Below are 20,486 nucleotides of genomic sequence, written 5' to 3'. Positions count from 1 at the left end.
TGGTCCTTGCCGGTCAGGGGGTGGTACGGGACTCCTCACGGTACGCCTGTGCGAGAAGTGCCTGCGCGGCGAGATAGGTCAGCATGACGCAGAAGTCGGGGCGCGGCGGCTGCGGCCAGTGGGCGACGCCGGTGGCGATGAGGGTGTCGGAGAGCAGGAACAGCGCCCCGCCGAGGCCCACGAGCGGCCCGAGCCGCGATGAGCGGTAGGCCATCGCGGTGAGCAGCAGGCTGTATCCGGCGACCGGGATCCGCAGCCCGCCCGGCAGGTCCGGCCAGAGCGCGGCGACGGTCCCGACGAGCGCGATCCCGTACGCGGCACCGAGCCCGGCATGTGTCCTGCCCCGCCCGAACAGCACGAGGTAGCAGACGTGCCCGGCGGCGAAGCAGCCCATGCCGAGCAGGAACGCGGCATCGGCGCCGGAGAGCAGGAACACGTCGCCGCCCCAGCCGCACAGCAGCGCCGCGATGAGCAGCCGGGGCCCGCCCCGCGCGTACACGTGCCCGGCGAGCAGCGGCATGAGCAGCGGCTTGGCGACGAGGTGCCCGGTGTGCCAGCCCGCGAGGAGGGAGACCAGATCGACGGCCGAGGCGAGGCCGAAGGCGATCAGGAGCGGGGGGACCGTGGCGGCCTTCGCGGTCAGCCCGCGCGGGACGGCGTCCGCGCCGGGCTGCGTCATACGGCGCGCTCCGCCACGGCGGCGGGCTCGGCGGCCGTCGCCACCGGGGGCTGCGGCTGCCAGCCCGGGCCGCGGAAGACCCGCCCGGCCCGCTCCCGCCAGGTGCGGGCGGCGCGTACGTCGCGGGCGATGGCGGCGTACTCGTGGGTGGCGACGCGCAGCGGGTTGAAGGTGGAGATGTTCTTGGTGAGGCCGAACACGGGCCGCTCGGTCTCGGCCGTGAACGAGCCGAACATCCGGTCCCAGATGATCAGGATGCCGCCGAAGTTCCGGTCGAGGTAGCCGCCCTGGGAGGCGTGGTGCACCCGGTGGTGGGAGGGCGTGTTGAAGACGAACTCGAACGGGCGGGGCAGCTTGTCGACCCGCTCGGTGTGCACCCAGAACTGGTAGACGAGGTTCGCCGACGAGCAGAACGCGAGGACTGCCGGGTGCACGCCGAGCGCGATGAGCGGCACGTAGAAGGGCCACACGGTCCAGCTCGTCCAGGGCTGGCGCAGCGCGGTGGTGAGGTTGAACTTGCGGCTGGAGTGGTGCACCACGTGGCAGGCCCACAGGATCCGGATCACGTGGTGGCCGCGGTGCGACCAGTAGTAGAAGAAGTCCTGCCCGAGCAGCATCAGCGGCACCGTCCACCACAGGACCGGGATCGCGAGCGGGGTCAGCGCGTAGACCGCCGTGTAGATGGCGACGATCGGAATCTTCCACAACGCGTCGAAGACCAGACTGCCCAGGCCCATGCCGACGCTGGTGGCGGCGTCCTTCGTCTCGTACCCGGCGGCGTCCTCGTCCGGATGGAGCCGGTAGCTCACCATCTCGATGACGGTGAGCAGCACGAAGGCGGGTATCGACCACAGCACGACATCGGGCAGGTTCGGCGACATGCCTGCACCGTAGGGGCGGGGTGGCAGGTCCGGCTAGATGTTGTTACCCACAAGTATGCGAGACGTGTTGTCAGCAGGCTTTGGTGAGTTCTGCCAATGGGGTGGCCGGACCGGTGCGCCCCCTGCCGAAGCCCGCGTCGCCGGACCGCCTCGCGAAGGTCCTCCGCGGGGTCACGCCCCCACCGCCCCCAAAAGCACCCCCGCCCCATAAGTAACCCCCATGGCCACCGCACCCCCACCCACGTTCCGCAGGATCGCGCGGCTCACCGGGGCCGCGCCCAGGCGGGCGCTCCACCAGCCCGTCAGGGCCAGTGCGGCCAGGACCGAGCCGACCGTGACGTACAGGCGGACCGAGGCCGGGGGCAGGACGATGGCCAGGAGCGGGAGCAGCGCGCCCGCTGTGAAGGCGAAGAAGCTGGCCCACGCCGCGTGCCAGGGGTTGGTGAGTTCGTCGGGGTCGATGCCCAGCTCGACGCGGGCGTGCGCGCGCAGGGCGTCGCGTTCGGTGAGCTGGAGCGCCGCCTCGCGGGCCACCTCCTCGCTGAGGCCGCGATCCGCCAACAGGCCGGTGAGCTCGGCCAGTTCGGCCTCGGGGAACTCTTTGAGTTCGCGGCGTTCCGTCGCGAGCGCGGCCTTCTCCGAGTCGCGCTGGGTGGAGACGGAGACGTACTCGCCGGCCGCCATCGACATGGAACCGGCGAGCAGTCCGGCCAGGCCCGCCGTCAGGAGGGCCGAGCGGTCGTCCGTCGCGCCGGCCACGCCGACGACGAGGCCGGCGGTGGACACGATGCCGTCATTGGCGCCCAGGACCGCGGCCCGCAGCCAGTTGAGCCGCGAGCCGAGCGCCCCGTTGTGCGCCTCGTCGTGCTGGTCGGTTGAGCTCATGCGGGGAGGGTCTCACCCCGCCCCTCACCACACGCGCACCGACCCACCCGGCGCGAACGCCGGGCTCGTCGCCTGCGGCGGGATCTCCTTCAGCGGCTCGGCGATCTCCGCCACGGTGGGGCCGACCCGGGCCGCGACCTTGTCGAGAGAGGGCAGGTCGAAGCCGTAGACGCGGGCCGCGTTGCCGCCGACCATGGCCGCGACCTCGTCGCTCGGCAGGCCCGCGTACGCGATCCGCAGCCCCTCCCGGGAGAACGGGGTCGTGCCCTCGTCGTGCGGGTAGTCGCTGCCCCACATGATCTTGTCGAGGCCGATCCGGTCCCGCAGCGGCACCTCGTGCGGACGCATGAAGCTCGCGCCGACGAAGCAGTTGTCCCGCCAGACCTGGGACGGGCCCCTGCCCATGGACTCCGCGAGGCCCGCGCCGAACTTGGACTCCGCCGTGGACGCCTTCGTCGCGGCCGCCACCAGGCGGGCGTGGTAGTAGTCCAGCATGTCGAGGACGCCGGGGATCCAGCCCGAACCCTGCTCGGTGAGGATGAGCTTGAGGGACGGGTGGCGGTTGAAGGCGCCGCCGAAGATCAGGTGCCACAGCGCCCGGTGCGAGAACCACGTCGTCTCCACCATGAACACCGCCCGGGCCGCCGGCTCCTCCCCCAGCGGCGGGGACGCGGCCCCCCCGTGATGGTTGACCGGCACGCCCAATTCCGCACAGATCGCCCATATGGGGTCGTACGCAGAGGAGTAGAGCTCGGGGACGCCCGAGCCCGGCGGCGCGCCGGGCAGCAGGATGCCGCCGGTCAGGCCCGCCTCCTTGACCCGGCGGATCTCCCGTACCGCTTCGTCGACGTCGTTCAGGAGGATCTGCGCGACGCCCGCCCGGCGGCCCGGCGCCTCGGCGCAGAAGTCGGCCAACCAGCGGTTGTGGGCGCGCAGGCCCGCCCAGCGCTGCTCGAACTCCTCGCGGGTGGGCGCGGGCGCCATGAGGGAGGCGGAGGGGAAGAACGGCGGGATCGTGTTCGGGAAGACGACCTCCGCCACGATGCCGTCCGCCTCAAGATCGGCCAGCCGCCGGGCCGAGTTCCAGTTGCGGTCGGCGGTGTCCGCCATCAGGTCCTCGTACGGGTTGACGTAGGTCGCCGCCCACGCGTCGAAGGCTTCGTGGTGCTTGGACTCCAGGTACGGGCGGTAGTCCAGGAGGTCGGCCCCGGCGTGGCAGTCCGCCGAGATGACGGTGTAGCGGTCCGTCATGACGACACCCCCAGGACCGGGAAGTCGTGTTCGGTGAGCCAGTGCCGGCCCACCTCGCGCGAGCGCGCCCAGGACTCCTCGACCGCCAACTGGTCGTCGCTCTGGCCGAGTTCGGCGGGGGTGGGCCCGATCCGGCGGGCGATCGGCGCGAGCTTCTCCGTGTCGAAGCCGAAGACCTCCGCCGCCGCCAGGCCCAGCATCCGCCGGGTCTCGGCCACCGGAATGTCGTGGAAGGTGTTGCGCAGCCACTCGCGGGTGTTCGGCCACGTCCCTTCCGGGTGCGGGAAGTCGGAGCCCCACAGGATGTTGTCGACGCCGATCTCGTAGCGCTGGGCCAGCTCGCGGCGCTTGGTGTTGGTGGCGCAGATGAAGATCTGCCGGTCCAGGTACTCGCTCGGCGGGCGCTTCAGCTCGGCGAACGGGGAGAGCTTCTTGCCGCCGTGCGCGCCGAGGTAGAGCCGGTCCATGAACCACAGCAGGTTCGGCAGCCACCAGCAGCCCGACTCCGCCACCCCGAACTTCAGGCCCGGGTGGCGCTCGAAGACGCCCGACCACAGCAGGAACCAGAGGGGCCGGGCGGGCCAGAACGTCACCTCGGACACATAGATCCCCAGGTGGTCGCCGTACTCGTGGCGCGGGGCCGCGCCCGAGTGGGTCACCAGCGGCATCCCGCTCTCGGCGGCCGCCGCCCAGACCGGGTCGTAGCGGCGGTCGTGGTAGGGGGCGCGGTCCACCCACATCGAGGGGATCATCAGCGCGCCGAGCCCGGACTCCTTGGCCCGGTGGATCTCGGCGACCACCCGGTCGACCTCGCCGGTGACCGGCAGCAGGGCGACCCCGCAGTGCCGTTCGGGATTCTGGCCGACGAACTCGGCGAGCCAGCGGTTGTGCGCCTGCGCGCCCGCCATGCCGAGCTCGGGGTCCTGGTCGCCGGAGAGGCCGAGGCCCACGCCGAAGGGCGCGGCGGTCTGGCTGTCGACGGCGTCCGCGTCGGGGAAGACGACCTCGGCGGCCACGCCGTCCCCGTCGAGCTCCTTGAGCCGCTGCGCCGCGTCCCAACCGCCGCGCAGGCCTTCCTCGTTGTCGCTGAACCACTTGTCGGCGAACGCCTCGTTGCGCACGCCGAGCCGGGTCATCTCCTCGCGGCGGCGGTCGCGCCCCGCGAGGAACTGGTCGAAGTCCCGGTGGAACCGGGCGTCCAGATAGGGCCGGTACCGCTCGGTGGGCAGCCCGGCGTGGCAGTCGGAGGAGATGATCAGGTACGGGTCGTTCTGCGCCGCGTGCCGCGCCGTGTTCTGTGCTGTCATCGCACGTCCCTCGTCAGTCCAGGATGAAGCTTTCCAGGTACGCCGGGTTCGCCCGGTCGAGCATTGCCTGCGACCGCGCTCTGATCTGCCGGTCGCTGTGCTCGCTCGCGGGCAGCATCCAGAACCGGTCGGCGCGGATCCCGTCGACGACCTCGGCGGCCACGGACTCGACCGGGGTGAACTCGATCTCCTGGCCGGCCGCCTTCATGGCCGCCTCCCACTGGTCGAGGCTGCGGTACGGAGTCCGGCGCGGCCGCTCCTTCGCGTACCGCTCGGGCCGGTTGCGGTGCGACTCCCACAGTCCGGTGCGCAGCATGTGCGGCCCGGGGAAGAGCACCGAGGCGCCCAGCGCCGCGCCCTCCGCCTTCAGATGCGCGTACAGGGACTCGGTCATCGTGACGACGGCCGACTTGGTGACGGCATACACGGACGCGGTCGGCAGCGGGGCGATCCCGCCGTCACTGGACGAGGTGTTGACGACCCGGCCGGGCTCGCCGCCCGCGATCATGCGGGGCACGAAGGCCTGGATGCCGTGGAAGACACCCCACACATTGACCGCGAACGCCCACTTCCAGTCGTTGACCTCGTGCTCCCACATGCGGCCCTCGGCGCCGGAGCCGACGCCCGCGTTGTTGCAGAGCACGTGCACGGCGCCGAAGGTCTCGTACGCGGCGTCCGCGAGCGCGATCACGGAGTCCCGCTCGCTGACGTCGACGGTGCGCGCGAGCACCTGCGCCCCGTCCTCGCGCAGTTGCCCGGCGGCCTTCTCCAGGGCGCCCTCCTCGACGTCGGCGAGGACGACCCTGAGGCCCTCGGCGGCGAACCGCCGGGCCATCGCAAGACCGATCCCGCTCGCCGCACCCGTGACGACGGCGACCTGCCCCTGCCCGAGCTCCATGGTCAGACGCTCCCCTCGGGCGGCCCGTCGAGGATCTGCTGGGGGTCGTCGTAGCGCTGGTGGATGTACGGCAACAGGGCCTGCGCGCTGACCCGTTCGGCCACCCGGCCCTTCTGGTCGGTGGTCTTCTCGCCGATGGTGATCTCGACGACGCGGCGCACCGGAAGGTCGGCGACCGGGTCGTACATCGACTCGCGCAGCACCACATCGCCGGTGATCTTCTCCAGCTTGCGCACCTTCTCGTTGCGTACGCAGTGGACGAGGACGGGGTCGGCGTCGAAGCCCTCGCCGTCCACGGCGGGCAGGAACTTGAAGTAGAAGTCCGTCTTCCGGGTCGGCTCCGGCAGCGGCAGCGCGCCCTCGACGGCGCCCCGCACCTCCACGAACGCGATCCCGTGCCGGGCCAGCGAGGCCTTCACGGCCAGGCCGTCGCGCTCGACGAGGACCTCGCCGAGCTTCTTCGGCTCGCCGAACACCTCGCGCCCGCCGATCAGGGCCCGCTCGTGCGTCATCGGCATGACCAGCGGATACCAGCCCTCCTGCCCGTCGTGCACGGCGGCGACCGCCACCGAGCCCGCGCCGAGCGGATAGCCGGGCAGGTCGACCTTGCTGATGTTGGCCCGCACCAGCGGGCGCTGCGCGGGCTTGAGCGGCGGCGGCAGCACGGCCGCGACCGCGTCGGGGTCGCTCTCCCAGACCGCCACCACGCCGGTCGACCAGATGTCGGGGAGCTTGGAGCTCGCGGTGCGCGCCGCCTGGATCTCGTCCTCGGTGCGCGCCCCGTACCGTACGCGTGCCATGTCGTACCACCCTTCGCAGGCTGTTCTCGGCAGGCTGTCCCTTCCAGGGGTTCTGTAACACAGTTACACCGCGTCCGATGAAGGGTAAAGACCCGTGCACGCACCGGAATTGATGGAGAGTCAGATATGACGCGTACGTCACTCACCCGCGAGGAGGTGCTCGCCGCGGCCGGATCCCTGGTCAGACAGCACGGCCCGGCCGCCCTCACCATGCGGAAGCTGGCGGCGGAGCTCGGCACCGCGGTCACCTCGATCTACTGGCACGTCGGCAACCGCGAGTCCCTCCTGGACGCGCTCGTCGAGCGGACCGTCGAGGAGCTGGGCGAGATCAGACCGCGCGGGCGCACCCCGGCCGCCCGCGTCGTGTCGGTGGCCCGCACCCTGCGCCGGGAGCTGCGCGCGCGCCCGCACCTGATCGCGATGGTCCACGAACGCGGCCTGACCGAGCGGATGTTCCTGCCCGCACAGGAGGCCCTGGTCCACGAGATGCACGCGGCGGGCCTGCGCGGCGCCCGGGCGGCCCAGGCGGTGCGGGCGATCCAGTTCCAGGTGGTGGGGTACGTCCTGGTCGAGCGCAACCGGGAGCGCGCGCCGGTGCAGCGCCCGGCCGAGGAGGAGCTGTGGCACGCCGCGGCGGCCGAGCAGGACCCGTCCCTCGCCCGCGCGCTCGCCGCCCCGGTGGACCAGGACCGGCTGTTCACGGAGTCGGTCCGGGCGCTCGTGGCGGGGCTGCTGGCCGGGGGCGGCGCGTGAGGCCCCGGCCCGGGTACACGGAGGGGTGGCTCCCGAGCGGGTCCACGACAGCCCCAAATCGGCCGATACCAGGGCCGGTTGGCCGCTCCGGACCGGCGGGGCCCGGCACCGCGAACCGGGTCGCCCACCCGGCCCCGGCCCGGAGTGTCAGTGTCGCCCCGTATTCTCTGTGACCATGCTCGACGACCTGACGACAGCAGCGACGTGGCCGGCCGCCTACCCACCGGGGTACGCGGTCGTCGACGTGGAGACCACCGGCCTCGCCCGCGACGACCGGATAATCTCGGCTGCCGTCTACCGGCTGGACGCCCAGGGCAACGTCGAGGACCACTGGTACACGCTGGTCAACCCCGAGCGCGACCCGGGCCCGGTGTGGATCCACGGGCTGACCAGTGACGTCCTTGAAGGGGCGCCGCTCTTCCCGGAGATCGCCGAGGAGTTCGCGGCCCGGCTCGACGGGCGGGTCCTGGTCGCGCACAACGCGATCTTCGACTGGCAGATGATCGCGCGCGAGTACGCGCGGGCCGAGCGCACCGCGCCGGTCAGGCAGCGGCTGTGCACCATCGCGCTGTCCAAGGAGCTCGCGCTGCCGCTGCCCAACCACAAACTGGAGTCGCTCGCCGCGCACTACGGCGTCGTGCAGCAGCGCGCGCACCACGCCCTGGACGACGCGCGGGTGCTCGCCGAGGCGTTCCGGCCGAGCCTGCACGCGGCCGCGGCCGGCGGGGTGCGCCTCCCGCTGCTCGAATGCCGCCCGCTCACCGAGTGGACGGACTCCCCGGCGACCCCCCGCATCGGCTACCAGGCCTCCTACCGCGGCGGCTCGGGCACCTGGCGGGCCTCGCGCAAGCGCCCCGCCTGCCCGCACCCCAACCCCGGCCGCTACGAGCCGGACCGGCCCCTGAAGCAGGGCATGCGGGTGGCGTTCTCCGGCGACACCTCCGTAGACCGCGAGCTCCTGGAGGACCGGGCGATCGAGGCGGGGCTGCACGTGGCGACCAGCGTCTCGCGCCTCACCAGCCTCCTCGTCACCAACGATCCGGACTCGGCGACGTCCAAGACCGTCAAGGCCAAGTCGTTCGGCACACCGGTCGTCGACGAGGCCGCCTTCACCCAACTCCTGCGGGACGTGACACCGGCAGACGGGTGAGTGCCGGGCGCGGCGCCCACCGTGCGTGCCGCGCACCCCTCACCCTGTGGCGCATGGCACGTTGCGAGGTCTGCGGAAACGACTACGGGATGTCCTTCGAGGTGCACGCGCAGGGCGCGGTGCACGTCTTCGACTGCTTCTCGTGCGCCATCCACCGCATGGCGCCCATCTGCGAACACTGCCGGGTCCAGATCATCGGCCAGGGCGTCGAGGTCGAGGGGGCGTGGTACTGCGGAGCGCACTGCGCCCGCGCGGACGGAAAGGTGGGCATCGTCGACAAGGTGTGACCTCTCCCCTCCTCCTCCCGCCACCCACTCCCCTCCTGCTCCCGCCACCCACCCGGCCTCCCGCCACCCCACTCAGCGCACCCCGTGACCCGAGTTGTACGGTCATGGGGTGTACCGCTTCCTGTTGTCCCGGCAGTGGGTGCTCGTCACCCTTCTGGCCCTCGCCCTCATCCCCACGATGATCGAGCTGGGCTTCTGGCAGCTGCACCGCCACGAGCACAAGGTCGCCCAGAACACCCTGATCGCCGACAACCTCAAGGCGAAGCCCCTCCCGGTGACCGACCTCACCTCGCCGGGCCACACGGTCCCGCAGTCGGACTACTGGCGCCGGGTCAGCGCGACCGGCACCTGGGACACCGCGCACGAGGTCGTCGTACGGCGCAGGACCGCGGCCGACGGCCGGGTCGGCTACCACGTGCTCACCCCGTTCATCCTGGACAGCGGCCCGACCGTGATGGTCAACCGGGGCTGGATCGCCGACAACGGCAACCAGCTGGACTTCCCGAAGATCCCCGCGCCGCCCAAGGGCAAGGTCACGATCACCGGCCGGCTGATGGCCGACCAGACGACCGCGGCCAGCGGCATCAAGAACGTCAAGGGCCTGCCGCCCCGCCAGGTCATGCTGATCAGCAGCGCCCAGCAGGCCAAGGCGCTCGGCCGCACCGTGCTCGGCGGCTACATCGAGCAGACCGCCCCCGAGTCGCCCGACGACTCCCCCGAGCTGATCCCGGCCCCCGACGACAGCTCGATCGGCCCGCACATGGCGTACGCCGTTCAATGGTGGCTCTTCTCGGCCGCCGTGCCGGTCGGCTGGTTCATCCTCGTACGGCGCGAGAAGCAGGACCGCGAGGAGGCGGCGGCCGCGCCTCAGGCGGCGCCCGAACCCGCGACTGCTTAGCATTTTGTCCGGCCGGGAACACGCCATGGCGTGACACAACGTACTCAGCGCATCGAGGACTACGCCCTCATCGGCGATCTGCAGACCGCGGCCCTGGTCGGCCGGGACGGGTCGGTCGACTGGCTCTGTCTGCCCCGCTTCGACTCCGCCGCCTGCTTCGCGGCGCTGCTCGGCGACGAGAACAACGGCCACTGGCGGATCGCCCCGGCCGAGGTGGGCCACTTGGGACAGTGCGACCGGCGCGCCTATCTGGGCGACTCGCTCATCCTGGAGACGTTCTGGGAGACCCGCACCGGCACGGTGAAGGTCGTCGACTTCATGCCGCAGCGCGACCGGGCCCCCGATGTCGTCCGCATCGTGGAGGGCCTGAGCGGCACCGTCGAGATGGACTCCGTCCTGCGGCTGCGCTTCGACTACGGCCATGTGGTGCCCTGGATGCGGCGCTCGGACGGGCACCGGGTGGCGATCGCGGGGCCCGACTCGGTGTGGCTGCGCAGCGAGCCCGAGGTCAAGACATGGGGCCAGGACATGAGTACGCGCTCGTCGTTCACGGTCGGCGAGGGGGAGAAGGTCGCCTTCGTCCTCACCTGGCACGCCTCACACCAGCCGCGCCCCGACCTCTGCGACCCGCACGAGGCACTTGAGCAGTCGGTGGCCGACTGGCAGGAATGGGCGGACCGCTGCCAGTACCAGGGGCCCTACCGGGAAGCCGTGATCCGCTCCCTGATCACCCTCAAGGCCCTCACCTACGCCCCCACCGGCGGCATCGTGGCCGCCGCCACGACCTCGCTGCCCGAGGAGATCGGCGGCGTACGGAACTGGGACTACCGCTACTGCTGGCTGCGCGACTCCACCCTCACCCTGGAGGCACTGCTCGCGGCCGGCTATCTGGAGGAGGCCTCGCACTGGCGGGACTGGCTCCTTCGGGCAGTCGCCGGCGACCCGGCCGACCTCCAGATCATGTACGGGCTCGCGGGTGAACGCAGGCTGCCCGAGACCGAACTCCCTTGGCTCAAGGGCCACTTGGGGTCCGCTCCGGTCCGGATCGGCAACGCGGCTGTCGACCAGCTCCAGCTCGATGTGTACGGCGAGGTCGTCGACTCGCTGTATCTGGCGCGCGAGGCGGGCCTCAAGAGCGAGTCGCACGCCTGGAACATCCAGCTGGCCCTGCTCGGCTTCCTTGAGGAGCGCTGGCGCGAGCCGGACGAGGGCCTGTGGGAGGTGCGCGGGCCGCGCCGGCACTTCGTCCACTCGAAGGTCATGGCGTGGGTGGCCGCGGACCGCGCGGTGCGCACCCTGGAGACCGACCCGAAGCTGCGCGGCACCGCCGGGCGCTGGCGCAAGATGCGCGACGAGGTGCACAAGGAGGTGTGCGAGAAGGGCTTCGACCCGGTCCGCAATACCTTCACGCAGGCGTACGGCTCGACGGAGCTGGACGCGGCGACGCTGCTCATCCCCCGGGTCGGCTTCCTGCCGCCGGACGATCCGCGGGTGGTGGGCACGGTCGACGCGGTGCGCGCGGAGCTCGGCGTGAACGGCTTCCTGCGCCGCTACAGCACGGACGGCACGACCGTGGACGGGCTGCCCGGCGGCGAGGGCACCTTCCTGGTGTGCTCGTTCTGGCTGGCGGACGCGCTGCGCCTGACCGGCCGCGAGGACGAGGCCCGGGAACTCTTCGAGCGGCTCCTGGCCCTGCGCAACGACGTGGGGCTGCTCGCCGAGGAGTACGACCCGGTGGGGGAGCGCCAGCTCGGCAACTTCCCGCAGGCCTTCAGCCACATCGGCCTGGTCGCGACCGCCTGCGCGCTGGAGTGCGGGGAAGAGGCAGGATAGGCGCATGGATCTTGGACTGAAGAACCGTGCATACGTCGTCACCGGAGCTTCACGGGGCCTCGGTCTCGCATCCGCCCGCGCGCTCGTCGAGGACGGCGCGAAGGTGGTCATCACCGGCCGCGACGTGAAGACGCTGAAGGAGGCCGCCACCGAACTCGGCCCCGACGCCCTGCCGGTCACCTCCGACAACGCCGACCCGGCAGCGGCGGCGCGGCTGATCGCCACCACCCGCGAGCGCTTCGGGCGCTTCGACGGCGTACTGATCAGCGTGGGCGGCCCGGCGCCGGGCTTCGTCGCCGACAACACCGACGAGCAGTGGCAGTCGGCCTTCGACTCGGTGTTCCTCGGGGCGGTCCGCATCGCCCGCGCGGCAGCGGACGAACTCGACGAGGGCGGCGTGATCGGCTTCGTCCTGTCGGGCTCGGTCCACGAACCGATCCCCGGCCTGACCATCTCCAACGGGCTCCGCCCGGGCCTGGCGGGCTTCGCCAAGTCACTGGCCGACGAGCTGGGCCCGCGCGGAATCCGCGTCGTGGGACTCCTCCCCTCCCGCATCGACACGGACCGGGTGCGCCAGCTCGACGAGTTGTCCGGCGACGCGGAGGCGACCCGAGCGGCCAACGAGTCCCGCATCCCGCTGCGCCGCTACGGCACCCCGGAGGAGTTCGGCCGCACGGCCGCGTTCCTCCTTTCGCCGGCGGCGTCGTACCTGACGGGCGTGATGCTGCCGGTGGACGGGGGTGCGCGACACGGCTTCTGAGGGCCGGGCCCTTCCCTGCGAGGGGCCCCACCACGCCGCGCCGGGTCGCGCAGTTCCCCGCGCCCCTAGCAGGGTCGGTGCTGGCCCGCACCAGGGCATTTCAGCCCGTCCGGCGTTTGAGGACGAGCGCCCTTAAGGCGCGAACGGGGCCTGGGGCGGAACCCCAGGAGCGCCAACCGGCAGCCGAACGAACTCCCCCGGAGGGTCTGGGGAAGGGGCGGGGTGGGGAAAGGGCTCCCAGCGTCAACTCACGCGCCGCGCCCGATGCTTGACCGCCCGCAGCCGAACCTCCGCCGGCAGCTCCGCAAGCCCCGCCGAGTCCCGAGCGTGCGCAAGCGACTCCCCCTCAAGCCGGGCCAGCGCGACCGCAGGCTCCGCATGTGCCTCCAGGAGGAGCTCCACCCGGGCCGAGGGGGCGGACCGCCGGCCGACCAGGACGACCTGCGCCCGGGACACCCCGTCAAGCCCCTCCGCCTCGCCGGCGAGCACCGCCTCCAGCGCCCGCCCCCGCAGCAACGCCCCCTCCCCGTCACCGGAGTCCACCAGAACCTCGGCGAGCCGGGCCCGGCGCAGCTGGGCGAGCAGCCACCACAGGGCGAGCAGCACGAGCAGCGCCAGTACGGCGATGACGACCGGCCACCACCAGCCCTGGTCGTTCCAGTGGTCGCGGCGCGAACGGCTCAGGACTACGTCGGCCTTGCCGCGCCAGGGCCACCAGGACGGCACGTCAAGCCCGAACCCGGCGGCCAGAGCCGCGCCCCCCGCGAGGAACAGCACGAGCCCCGCGAGGCCGAGCACCACCCGGTTGACCGTCCTCAGCATGGCTCAGCCCTTCCGTACCGGGCGGCTCACATGGACCGCGAGCCCGGGCGGCCCGGCAAGGCCCAGCTCCCGGATTCCCGTACCCAGTGCCGCGTCCAAGTCGGCCCGTACGTCGTCGAGTTCACGGAAGTGCGACAGGGCGCGCACCACGACCCGGGTGCGCCCCATGCGGACCCGGACCGACTGGACGCCGGCCACCTCCATGGCCCGGTCGCGCAGCACGAGCGCCGCCGCGGCCCGGTCGAGCCCGGCGCGTACGGCCGCGGATTCGCGCCGCATCGGCAGGATGCCGCGCAGGCCCGGGGTCACGGCGAGCACGATCAGCCAGATGCCGAGCAGCGCCACGGCGCCCGCGCCCGCGAGCACCGCCACGTCGTCGACGGGGTGCCCCGCCAGCCAGTCGGCGAGCCGGACCCGCCAGCGCATCGCGGAGCGGTGGGCGCGTACGGCGGCGATGTCGTAGAGGAAGAGCCCGGACGCCGCCAGCAGCACCAGGGCGAGCAGTGCGGCGGGCACCCGGCGCACCGACCAGAAGCGCCCGGCCTTGCCGCCCTCGCCGTCCGCGCGAACGGGCACGGGGTCGTAGTCGGCGGCCGAGACCGACTGGTCGAGCCCGGGGGCCCCGGCGGCGGCCGCCGGATCGGGGCTCTGCTCGATCACGGGCAGGCGCTGCGTCCCGTCGTCGCCTTCGTGCGGCTGGCTCATCGGATCCTCCCCCGGTCCGCCGCGCCCGCGTCCGCCGCGTGCAGACGCTCGATCTGCACTGCCACCTCGGGCACCTCCATCCCCGCCAACGCCCTTACCCGCTCGGCGACTTGGCGACGCACGGCGCGGCACTGGCCGCCGAGATCGCCGGGGTAGCCGAGCTCGACGCTGACCCGTACCCGCGCGGATTCCTGGTGCACGGTGACGGTGGCGCGGGGCGGGGCGCCGCCCTCGGGGATCTCGTCGAGCGCCTCTCTGGCCGCCTGTGCGGCGATCTTCGCGACGACCCGGTCGGCGATCCGGGTGGCGCCGCGCTCGGCGGGCTCGATCCGTCCGGCCACCGCCATGGGTCAGCGCCGCCGGTCGCCGCGGTCGCGGGGCCGGAAGAAGTCGCCGGGTTCGAGGTCGCCCTCCAGGAACCGGCCCACCACGAAGCCGATCGCGCCGAGTGCCGCGACCAGCAGGAAGGCCCCGAAGCCGCCGAAGTATCCGGCGAAGCCGAGTGCCATGCCGGCCATCAAGCCAACCACCGCCATGCTCATGCCGAGCTCCTCGGTCCGATGAGTTCCGATGTGGTCCTATACGTGGTCGGACACGTGATCCGGTACGTGATCCGATATCTACGAAAAGCCGTGCCCTGCGGGGACCTGCGGGTGACCTGCGGGTGACCTGCGGGTGACCTGCGGGTGACCTATTGAAGCCGGGACTCCGGCTCTTCGTCTTCCTCGTCGGGCAGCTTCACATCGCTCACCGCGATGTTGACCTCGACGACTTCGAGCCCCGTCATCCGCTCGACCGCGGAGATGACGTTCTCCCGCACGTCGCGGGCCACCTCGGCGATGGACACCCCGTAGTCGACGACGATTTCGAGGTCGAGCGCGGTCTGTACCTCGCCCACCTCGGCCTTCACTCCGCGCGTGACGGCCGATTTGCCGCCGGGCACCCGGTCCCTGACCGCGCCGAGCGTACGGGAGAAGCCGCTGCCCATGGCGTGCACGCCGACAACGTCGCGGGCGGCGAGCCCGGCGATCTTCTCGACCACGCCGTCGGCGATCGTGGTGCGGCCGCGCCCCGCCGGATCGCCGCCGCCACGCTTGGTGACGGACGTCTTCTTGGCCTGCTCGGCCGATTCGCCCAGCGGGTCGTTCGCGGGTGTGCCGGGCCGGTTGCGCTGTGCGGTGTCACTCATGACCGTCTGTCCCTTCGCCCTTGGACTCCATTGCCCACATTAAGTGCGGTTGCCCCGACTCGCGCCTGCGATGCGGCAGGCTGGAGCAATGACGGGTGACAGTTGGAGTTCCGCGGTACGCCGTCGGCTGGGCCTGGGCCGATTGCTCGCCCTGGGTGACGTCCGGGACGGCGCGTGGATCACCGAACGGGCGGCGGTATCGGTGCTGAGGGCCGCGTCGGCGACGCTGCCGGGGTTGGCGGTGACGTCCCTGAGGCTCGCCCCTGCCGACCCCGAATCCCGCATCGAGCCGTCGGTTCCGCCCCCGCCGACCGCCCTGCCCCCGGGCCCGCTGCGGATCACGGCCGAGCTGGCGGCCCTGGGCGGCCACCCGCTGCCGGAGCTGACGGCGACCTTGCGAGAGGCCCTCTTCACAGCGGCGGACGACCGTCTGGGCCTGCCCGTCTCGGACATCGACCTGAGCGTGACGTCCCTGTTGGACGCCCTCCCGGATCCCCAGCCCGGCGGCCCCCCACCCGGCCCCGCCGAACCCCCGGCGACAGCAGCCGCGGCAGCGGCCCTGGGGACGCCGGGGGTGGCTCATCTGACGGCGGAACTGGGCTCGCCGATCCATGCGACGCAGGCTCACCTGCGGGTGGAGCTGGCCACGACCCGCCACCCCCTGGAGGTGGCGAGAGCCGTACGGGACGCGGTGGCCCGGGCGGCGCCGGAGGCGAATTCAGTGGCCGTACTGATCACATGGGCGGGCTGACAGCCCCGGGCGGAGCTCAGTCGGAAAGCCCGGCCAGGTCACGAAGCCGCCGGGCCTGAGCCGCACGCTCGGCGACCCGCTGCTCCTCGTAACCCCGCCCGCCGGCACCGCGAAGCAGCGCCTTCGTCTCGACCACCGCGTCGCGCGGAGCGGCGAGCAGCGCCCCCGCCAAGTCCCGTACGGCGGAGTCGAGTTCCTCGACGGGAACGGCGAGGTTGGCCAGGCCGACGCGCTCGGCCTCCTCGGCGCCGACGAAGCGTCCCGTCGCACAGATTTCGAGCGCGCGGGCGTAGCCCACGAGCCCGACCAGCGGATGCGTGCCCGTGAGGTCGGGAACCAGCCCGAGGCTGGTCTCGCGCATGGCGAACTGCACGTCCTGCGCGACGACCCGGAGGTCGCAGGCGAGGGCGAGCTGGAAGCCGGCACCGATCGCGTGCCCCTGGACGGCCGCGATCGACACGATGTCGTTGCGGCGCCACCAGGTGAACGCCTCCTGGTACGCGGCGATTTCCGCGTCGAGGTCCGCGTCGGAGCCGCGCGCCAGGTCGATGAACGAGGGCTCGCCGTCGAAGCCTTCGGGGGTGAAGGCCTGGCGGTCGAGGCCGGCGGAGAAGGACTTGCCCTCACCGCGCAGCACGACGACGCGGACGCTGCCCGGAAGCGACCGTCCGGCGTCCGTCAACGCCCGCCACAGAGCGGGAGACTGGGCGTTGCGCTTGGCCGGATTGGTCAGGGTCACCGTGGCGACCGCGTCGTCGACGGAGAGCCGGACGCCGTCCTTGTCGAATACCTCAGCTGCGGATGCGGGCGTAGCCATGGGGCGCCTCCGGGTCAGTGGCCGTCATCGAATGACCGCGTCGGCGGTCATTAAGTGACTGCACAGTAACCACCCGGTCGACCGCACGGCCGACCGGGTGGCCACCACCGGACCCGGTGGGCCACAGGAGCTGTCCGGAAACTGCCTCGGTCAGGCCGAGGCGGCCTTCTTGCCCCGTGTCGCCCCACCGCGTCCACGGAGAGTGACCCCGGACTCGCTGAGCATCCGGTGGACGAATCCATAGGACCGGCCGGTTTCCTCGGCCAGCGCCCGGATACTCGCACCGGAGTCGTACTTCTTCTTCAGGTCTGCCGCGAGCTTGTCGCGCGCGGCGCCGGTAACCCGGCTGCCCTTCTTCAGAGTCTCGGCCACCCGTGCCTCCTCATGGGAAGTGCGCTCTGGACTTCTCATGATCACCCCTCCCGGGCTTCCTGGCCACCCATTCGGCAAGGTCCGTACAACAAGCTTCGGGGCCCGGACTGCCGCCGAGCGGGGCGGAATTCCACATTCCGGCTGGGCCCGGACATATCCCGGGCCGAAAGTCGAGGCGAAGCGCCAGGTCAGCGCTGTGTTCCGGGTCACACATGGAAAAAGGCCCGCCCCACAAGGGGCGGACCTTGATCCCGCACATGACACACCGGGGTACGAGACGCACTCACTCAGATTGAGGATCACGCGTAAGCCGAATGATCCATACCGAGTGGATCAGCGGATGGATCATGCACGGAATCCCGCGCCGGAGGCGTCCGGTCAGGCGAGGGCGACCAGGTCCGCGTAGTCGGGACCCCACAGGTCCTCGACGCCGTCCGGCAGCAGGATGATCCGCTCCGGCTGGAGCGCCTCGACGGCGCCCTCGTCGTGCGTGACGAGGACGACGGCGCCCTTGTACGTGCGCAGCGCGCCGAGGATCTCCTCGCGGCTGGCCGGGTCGAGGTTGTTGGTGGGCTCGTCGAGGAGCAGCACGTTGGCGGACGAGACGACGAGGGTGGCAAGGGCCAGGCGGGTCTTCTCGCCGCCGGACAGGACCCCGGCGGGCTTGTCGACGTCGTCGCCGGAGAAGAGGAACGAGCCGAGCGTCTTGCGCACCTCGACGAGGTCCAGGTCCGGCGCGGAGGAGCGCATGTTCTCCAGGACGGTGCGCTCCGGGTCGAGCGTCTCGTGCTCCTGCGCGTAGTAGCCCATCTTGAGGCCGTGGCCCGGGGTGACCTCGCCGGTGTCCGGCTTCTCGGCGCCGGCGAGCAGCCGCAGCAGGGTCGTCTTGCCGGCACCGTTGAGGCCGAGGATGACGACGCGCGAGCCCTTGTCGATGGCCAGGTCGACGTCGGTGAAGATCTCCAGGGAGCCGTACGACTTCGAGAGGCCCTCCGCCGTCAGCGGCGTCTTGCCGCAGGCCGCGGGCTCGGGGAAGCGCAGCTTGGCGACCTTGTCGGAGACGCGGACCGCCTCAAGGCCGGAGAGCAGGCGCTCGGCGCGCTTGGCCATGTTCTGCGCGGCGACGGTCTTGGTGGCCTTGGCGCGCATCTTGTCGGCCTGCGAGTTGAGGGCCGCGGCCTTCTTCTCGGCGTTCTGGCGCTCGCGCTTGCGGCGCTTCTCGTCGGCCTCGCGCTGCTGCTGGTAGAGCTTCCAGCCCATGTTGTAGACGTCGATCTGGGCGCGGTTGGCGTCCAGGTAGAAGACCTTGTTGACGACCGTCTCGACGAGGTCGACATCGTGGGAGATCACGATGAAGCCGCCGCGGTACGTCTTGAGGTAGTCCCGCAGCCAGACGATGGAGTCGGCGTCGAGGTGGTTGGTCGGCTCGTCGAGGAGCAGGGTGTCGGCGTCCGAGAAGAGGATGCGGGCGAGCTCGATGCGACGGCGCTGGCCACCGGAGAGCGTGTGCAGCGGCTGGCCGAGCACGCGGTCGGGCAGGCCGAGGGCTGCGGCGATGGTGGCGGCCTCGGCCTCGGCGGCGTACCCGCCCTTGGTGAGGAACTCGGTCTCCAGGCGCTCGTACTTCTTCATCGCCTTCTCGCGCGTGGCGCCCTTGCCGTTCGCCATGCGCTCCTCGTTCTCGCGCATCTTGCGCAGGACTTCGTCGAGGCCGCGGGCGGACAGGACGCGGTCGCGGGCGAGGACGTCGAGGTCGCCGGTGCGCGGGTCCTGCGGCAGATAGCCGACCTCGCCCGAGCTGGTGATGGTGCCGGCGGCCGGGATGCCCTCGCCGGCCAGGCACTTGGTGAGGGTGGTCTTGCCGGCTCCGTTGCGGCCGACGAGGCCGATGCGGTCGCCCTTGGCGACGCGGAAGGATGCGGACTCGATGAGGACTCGGGCGCCGGCGCGCAGCTCGATGCCGGTGGCGGTGATCACGGAAAGACTCCAGGGCGGTATGGACGGCGGACGGGACGGGGGTCGCGGAGGTCGACGCCGCCTAATGCACAAGGAGAATTGCCATGGGCCAATTCTAACTGGGTCGCGCAACCCGGTTTCCGCCGCGGTCCGTGGGCCGCTCACCTGGGAGTTCGTCGCCCAGCGGGGTACGGCCAGGGGTGATCTTGCCGAGCCCGTCGACGGCGGCCGGTCCCGCCGGGTACCCGGCGAAGCTGTCGAAGCGGTCGCCGCACGGGGTCCGGTCGGCGTGCCGGGCCGCGGTGACCAGCGGCAGAGCGAGTACGGCGGCGACTGCGGTCAGCGCGAGACTGGCCCGGTCCATGACGCGCAGAGCGTATCGGCCGACGTAATAAAACGGGCGTAGCGCAATGAACCGATTGATACTCGGGGTGACTTTCCTGATACTCGGGGTGACCTTGAGCGGGCGGCCCCTCACGCCGGCCCGGGTGAACAGAGAGTGGTGCGCCCATGCAGTTCGACGACGACGCCGATCTGGACACGTCCGAGGTCAAGGATGTGCGCGGCAGCCGGATCCCGGGCGGCCGGGCCACGGTCGGAGGCGGAATCGTCGGCGTCATCGCGCTGCTCCTGGGCCTGTTCTTCGGCGTGGGGCCCGAGGAGCTCGGGCTCTCGTCCGGCGACACCACACCGGGGGCGAGTTCGTCGTCGCAGGCCCAGGTCAGCGAGAGCTGCCGCACCGGCTCGGACGCCAACACCAAGGAGGACTGCCGGATCGTCGCGGTGGTCAACAGCGTGCAGGACTACTGGAGCCAGGAGTTCCCGCGGCGCGGCGGCAAGTACTCCCCCGCCAAGACGGTCCTCTTCACGAACCGGGTCAACACGGCCTGCGGCGCGGCGACTTCGGCCGTCGGGCCCTTCTACTGCCCGGGTGACCGGCAGGTCTATCTCGACCTGGGCTTCTTCAACGAACTGCGCACCAAGTTCGGTTCCAGCGGCGGCCCGTTCGCGCAGGCGTACGTGGTGGCGCACGAGTACGGGCACCACATCCAGAACCTGATGGGCACCCTGCAGAAGGCGCAGGACGGGCAGCAGGGCGCCAACAGCAACGCGGTGAAGGTGGAGTTGCAGGCCGACTGCTACGCCGGGGTCTGGGCGCACCATGCGACGACGACCCCCGACAAGCCGGGGGGCCGCCCGCTCTTCACCAAGCTCACCGACCAGGACATCAAGGACGGCCTGGACGCGGCGGCCGCGGTCGGCGACGACCGGATCCAGGAGAAGTTCCAGGGCCGGGTCACCCCCGAGACCTGGACGCACGGCTCGGCGCAGCAGCGCCAGCAGTGGTTCTACACCGGCTACCAGACGGGCGACATGGCCCGCTGCAACACCTTCGCGCGGTGAATCCGGGCGCCGAGGGGCGTTGTCAGTGCCGGGTGCGAGACTGAGATCCAGGTCACAGTCAGCGGCTTGGACCCGGAAGGAGTGATCG

General features: G+C 71.7%; 24 protein-coding genes. 8 read left to right on the top strand and 16 right to left on the bottom strand.

The window, feature by feature from the left end:
- Window positions 1–13: 13 nt before the first annotated feature.
- From OHA17_RS30505 to OHA17_RS30475, 7 genes are all read right to left on the bottom strand, one after another.
- Window positions 14–679, bottom strand: coding sequence for a lysoplasmalogenase (locus OHA17_RS30505; RefSeq protein ID WP_406509203.1), 666 nt, complete (start codon window positions 677–679; stop codon window positions 14–16).
- Window positions 676–1,560, bottom strand: coding sequence for a sterol desaturase family protein (locus tag OHA17_RS30500; protein ID WP_406509202.1), 885 nt, complete (start codon window positions 1,558–1,560; stop codon window positions 676–678). The genes OHA17_RS30505 and OHA17_RS30500 overlap by 4 nt, the downstream gene beginning before the upstream one ends.
- A gap of 171 nt (window positions 1,561–1,731) precedes the next feature.
- Window positions 1,732–2,445, bottom strand: a complete 714-nt coding sequence (locus OHA17_RS30495) for a VIT family protein (RefSeq protein WP_406509201.1) — start codon at window positions 2,443–2,445, stop codon at window positions 1,732–1,734.
- Between the two features lie 24 nt (window positions 2,446–2,469).
- Window positions 2,470–3,696, bottom strand: a complete 1,227-nt coding sequence (locus OHA17_RS30490; protein WP_406509200.1) for an amidohydrolase family protein — start codon at window positions 3,694–3,696, stop codon at window positions 2,470–2,472.
- Window positions 3,693–5,003, bottom strand: coding sequence for an amidohydrolase family protein (locus OHA17_RS30485; protein ID WP_406509199.1), 1,311 nt, complete (start codon window positions 5,001–5,003; stop codon window positions 3,693–3,695). Before OHA17_RS30485 ends, OHA17_RS30490 begins: the two co-directional genes overlap by 4 nt.
- 13 nt (window positions 5,004–5,016) lie before the next feature.
- On the bottom strand, window positions 5,017–5,901 hold the full coding sequence (locus OHA17_RS30480) for an SDR family NAD(P)-dependent oxidoreductase (RefSeq protein WP_406509198.1): 885 nt from the start codon (window positions 5,899–5,901) through the stop codon (window positions 5,017–5,019).
- A gap of 2 nt (window positions 5,902–5,903) precedes the next feature.
- Complete coding sequence (locus OHA17_RS30475) at window positions 5,904–6,701, bottom strand: acetoacetate decarboxylase family protein (protein WP_406509197.1); 798 nt, start codon at window positions 6,699–6,701, stop codon at window positions 5,904–5,906.
- A gap of 126 nt (window positions 6,702–6,827) precedes the next feature.
- Between OHA17_RS30475 and OHA17_RS30470 the strand changes: the two genes are divergently transcribed.
- The 6 genes from OHA17_RS30470 (at window position 6,828) to OHA17_RS30445 (ending at window position 12,382) form a co-directional block, all read left to right on the top strand.
- Complete coding sequence (locus tag OHA17_RS30470; RefSeq protein WP_406509196.1) at window positions 6,828–7,454, top strand: TetR/AcrR family transcriptional regulator; 627 nt, start codon at window positions 6,828–6,830, stop codon at window positions 7,452–7,454.
- 169 nt (window positions 7,455–7,623) lie between these two features.
- Window positions 7,624–8,604 (top strand): DEDDh family exonuclease, encoded by a 981-nt coding sequence (locus OHA17_RS30465; RefSeq protein ID WP_406509195.1) that lies wholly within the window; start codon window positions 7,624–7,626, stop codon window positions 8,602–8,604.
- A gap of 53 nt (window positions 8,605–8,657) precedes the next feature.
- On the top strand, window positions 8,658–8,891 hold the full coding sequence (locus OHA17_RS30460) for a hypothetical protein (protein ID WP_078967008.1): 234 nt from the start codon (window positions 8,658–8,660) through the stop codon (window positions 8,889–8,891).
- 109 nt (window positions 8,892–9,000) lie between these two features.
- Complete coding sequence (locus tag OHA17_RS30455) at window positions 9,001–9,789, top strand: SURF1 family protein (RefSeq protein ID WP_406509194.1); 789 nt, start codon at window positions 9,001–9,003, stop codon at window positions 9,787–9,789.
- A 30-nt stretch (window positions 9,790–9,819) separates the two neighbouring features.
- Window positions 9,820–11,622, top strand: coding sequence for a glycoside hydrolase family 15 protein (locus tag OHA17_RS30450; protein WP_406509193.1), 1,803 nt, complete (start codon window positions 9,820–9,822; stop codon window positions 11,620–11,622).
- A 4-nt stretch (window positions 11,623–11,626) separates the two neighbouring features.
- Complete coding sequence (locus OHA17_RS30445) at window positions 11,627–12,382, top strand: SDR family oxidoreductase (protein ID WP_406509192.1); 756 nt, start codon at window positions 11,627–11,629, stop codon at window positions 12,380–12,382.
- Window positions 12,383–12,625: 243 nt separating this feature from the next.
- Here the strand turns inward: OHA17_RS30445 and amaP are convergent, their stop codons facing one another.
- The 5 genes from amaP to OHA17_RS30420 form a co-directional block, all read right to left on the bottom strand.
- Window positions 12,626–13,204, bottom strand: a complete 579-nt coding sequence (gene amaP / locus OHA17_RS30440; RefSeq protein WP_398876600.1) for an alkaline shock response membrane anchor protein AmaP — start codon at window positions 13,202–13,204, stop codon at window positions 12,626–12,628.
- 3 nt (window positions 13,205–13,207) lie between these two features.
- Window positions 13,208–13,909, bottom strand: coding sequence for a DUF6286 domain-containing protein (locus tag OHA17_RS30435; RefSeq protein ID WP_406509191.1), 702 nt, complete (start codon window positions 13,907–13,909; stop codon window positions 13,208–13,210).
- Window positions 13,906–14,256 carry an iron-sulfur cluster assembly protein gene (locus OHA17_RS30430; RefSeq protein WP_053730725.1) on the bottom strand — a complete coding sequence of 117 codons (351 nt, stop codon included), beginning with the start codon at window positions 14,254–14,256 and terminating at the stop codon, window positions 13,906–13,908. Before OHA17_RS30430 ends, OHA17_RS30435 begins: the two co-directional genes overlap by 4 nt.
- 3 nt (window positions 14,257–14,259) lie before the next feature.
- Complete coding sequence (locus OHA17_RS30425) at window positions 14,260–14,451, bottom strand: hypothetical protein (protein ID WP_053730757.1); 192 nt, start codon at window positions 14,449–14,451, stop codon at window positions 14,260–14,262.
- Between the two features lie 149 nt (window positions 14,452–14,600).
- Entirely contained in the window at window positions 14,601–15,098 is a 498-nt protein-coding gene (locus tag OHA17_RS30420; protein WP_398876602.1) for an Asp23/Gls24 family envelope stress response protein, read from the bottom strand.
- Between the two features lie 88 nt (window positions 15,099–15,186).
- Between OHA17_RS30420 and OHA17_RS30415 the strand changes: the two genes are divergently transcribed.
- Window positions 15,187–15,849 carry a hypothetical protein gene (locus tag OHA17_RS30415; protein ID WP_406509190.1) on the top strand — a complete coding sequence of 221 codons (663 nt, stop codon included), beginning with the start codon at window positions 15,187–15,189 and terminating at the stop codon, window positions 15,847–15,849.
- Between the two features lie 16 nt (window positions 15,850–15,865).
- Here OHA17_RS30415 and OHA17_RS30410 read toward each other — a convergent pair whose 3' ends face one another.
- The 4 genes from OHA17_RS30410 to OHA17_RS30395 all read right to left on the bottom strand — a co-directional run bounded on the left by OHA17_RS30410 (window position 15,866) and on the right by OHA17_RS30395 (window position 19,358).
- Window positions 15,866–16,666 (bottom strand): enoyl-CoA hydratase/isomerase family protein, encoded by an 801-nt coding sequence (locus OHA17_RS30410; protein WP_053724055.1) that lies wholly within the window; start codon window positions 16,664–16,666, stop codon window positions 15,866–15,868.
- Window positions 16,667–16,816: 150 nt separating this feature from the next.
- Window positions 16,817–17,038, bottom strand: coding sequence for a helix-turn-helix domain-containing protein (locus tag OHA17_RS30405; protein ID WP_006123601.1), 222 nt, complete (start codon window positions 17,036–17,038; stop codon window positions 16,817–16,819).
- A 378-nt stretch (window positions 17,039–17,416) separates the two neighbouring features.
- Window positions 17,417–19,015 (bottom strand): ABC-F family ATP-binding cassette domain-containing protein, encoded by a 1,599-nt coding sequence (locus OHA17_RS30400; protein WP_406509189.1) that lies wholly within the window; start codon window positions 19,013–19,015, stop codon window positions 17,417–17,419.
- 94 nt (window positions 19,016–19,109) lie between these two features.
- A complete protein-coding gene (locus OHA17_RS30395; RefSeq protein ID WP_406509188.1) occupies window positions 19,110–19,358 on the bottom strand; it encodes a hypothetical protein in 249 nt (82 codons plus the stop codon).
- A 146-nt stretch (window positions 19,359–19,504) separates the two neighbouring features.
- Here OHA17_RS30395 and OHA17_RS30390 point away from each other — a divergent pair, with 146 nt between their 5' ends.
- Window positions 19,505–20,398 (top strand): neutral zinc metallopeptidase, encoded by an 894-nt coding sequence (locus OHA17_RS30390; protein ID WP_406509187.1) that lies wholly within the window; start codon window positions 19,505–19,507, stop codon window positions 20,396–20,398.
- Window positions 20,399–20,486: the final 88 nt, after the last annotated feature.

The sequence above is a fragment of the Streptomyces sp. NBC_00212 genome (genome assembly GCF_045206365.1).
Lineage (GTDB): Bacteria > Actinomycetota > Actinomycetes > Streptomycetales > Streptomycetaceae > Streptomyces.
The sequence above is the reverse complement of the archived record's forward strand: the minus strand, read 5'-3'. Positions and strand labels throughout refer to the sequence as shown.

Bases quoted from the DNA above. Each gene is read 5' to 3' on its own strand.
- OHA17_RS30505 (WP_406509203.1), bottom strand. From the start codon at position 679: ATGACGCAGCCCGGCGCGGACGCCGTCCCGCGCGGGCTGACCGCGAAG.
- OHA17_RS30500 (WP_406509202.1), bottom strand. From the start codon at position 1,560: ATGTCGCCGAACCTGCCCGATGTCGTGCTGTGGTCGATACCCGCCTTC.
- OHA17_RS30495 (WP_406509201.1), bottom strand. From the start codon at position 2,445: ATGAGCTCAACCGACCAGCACGACGAGGCGCACAACGGGGCGCTCGGC.
- OHA17_RS30490 (WP_406509200.1), bottom strand. From the start codon at position 3,696: ATGACGGACCGCTACACCGTCATCTCGGCGGACTGCCACGCCGGGGCC.
- OHA17_RS30485 (WP_406509199.1), bottom strand. From the start codon at position 5,003: ATGACAGCACAGAACACGGCGCGGCACGCGGCGCAGAACGACCCGTAC.
- OHA17_RS30480 (WP_406509198.1), bottom strand. From the start codon at position 5,901: ATGGAGCTCGGGCAGGGGCAGGTCGCCGTCGTCACGGGTGCGGCGAGC.
- OHA17_RS30475 (WP_406509197.1), bottom strand. From the start codon at position 6,701: ATGGCACGCGTACGGTACGGGGCGCGCACCGAGGACGAGATCCAGGCG.
- OHA17_RS30470 (WP_406509196.1), top strand. From the start codon at position 6,828: ATGACGCGTACGTCACTCACCCGCGAGGAGGTGCTCGCCGCGGCCGGA.
- OHA17_RS30460 (WP_078967008.1), top strand. From the start codon at position 8,658: ATGGCACGTTGCGAGGTCTGCGGAAACGACTACGGGATGTCCTTCGAG.
- OHA17_RS30445 (WP_406509192.1), top strand. From the start codon at position 11,627: ATGGATCTTGGACTGAAGAACCGTGCATACGTCGTCACCGGAGCTTCA.
- amaP (WP_398876600.1), bottom strand. From the start codon at position 13,204: ATGCTGAGGACGGTCAACCGGGTGGTGCTCGGCCTCGCGGGGCTCGTG.
- OHA17_RS30435 (WP_406509191.1), bottom strand. From the start codon at position 13,909: ATGAGCCAGCCGCACGAAGGCGACGACGGGACGCAGCGCCTGCCCGTG.
- OHA17_RS30430 (WP_053730725.1), bottom strand. From the start codon at position 14,256: ATGGCGGTGGCCGGACGGATCGAGCCCGCCGAGCGCGGCGCCACCCGG.
- OHA17_RS30425 (WP_053730757.1), bottom strand. From the start codon at position 14,451: ATGAGCATGGCGGTGGTTGGCTTGATGGCCGGCATGGCACTCGGCTTC.
- OHA17_RS30420 (WP_398876602.1), bottom strand. From the start codon at position 15,098: ATGAGTGACACCGCACAGCGCAACCGGCCCGGCACACCCGCGAACGAC.
- OHA17_RS30415 (WP_406509190.1), top strand. From the start codon at position 15,187: ATGACGGGTGACAGTTGGAGTTCCGCGGTACGCCGTCGGCTGGGCCTG.
- OHA17_RS30410 (WP_053724055.1), bottom strand. From the start codon at position 16,666: ATGGCTACGCCCGCATCCGCAGCTGAGGTATTCGACAAGGACGGCGTC.
- OHA17_RS30395 (WP_406509188.1), bottom strand. From the start codon at position 19,358: ATGGACCGGGCCAGTCTCGCGCTGACCGCAGTCGCCGCCGTACTCGCT.
- OHA17_RS30390 (WP_406509187.1), top strand. From the start codon at position 19,505: ATGCAGTTCGACGACGACGCCGATCTGGACACGTCCGAGGTCAAGGAT.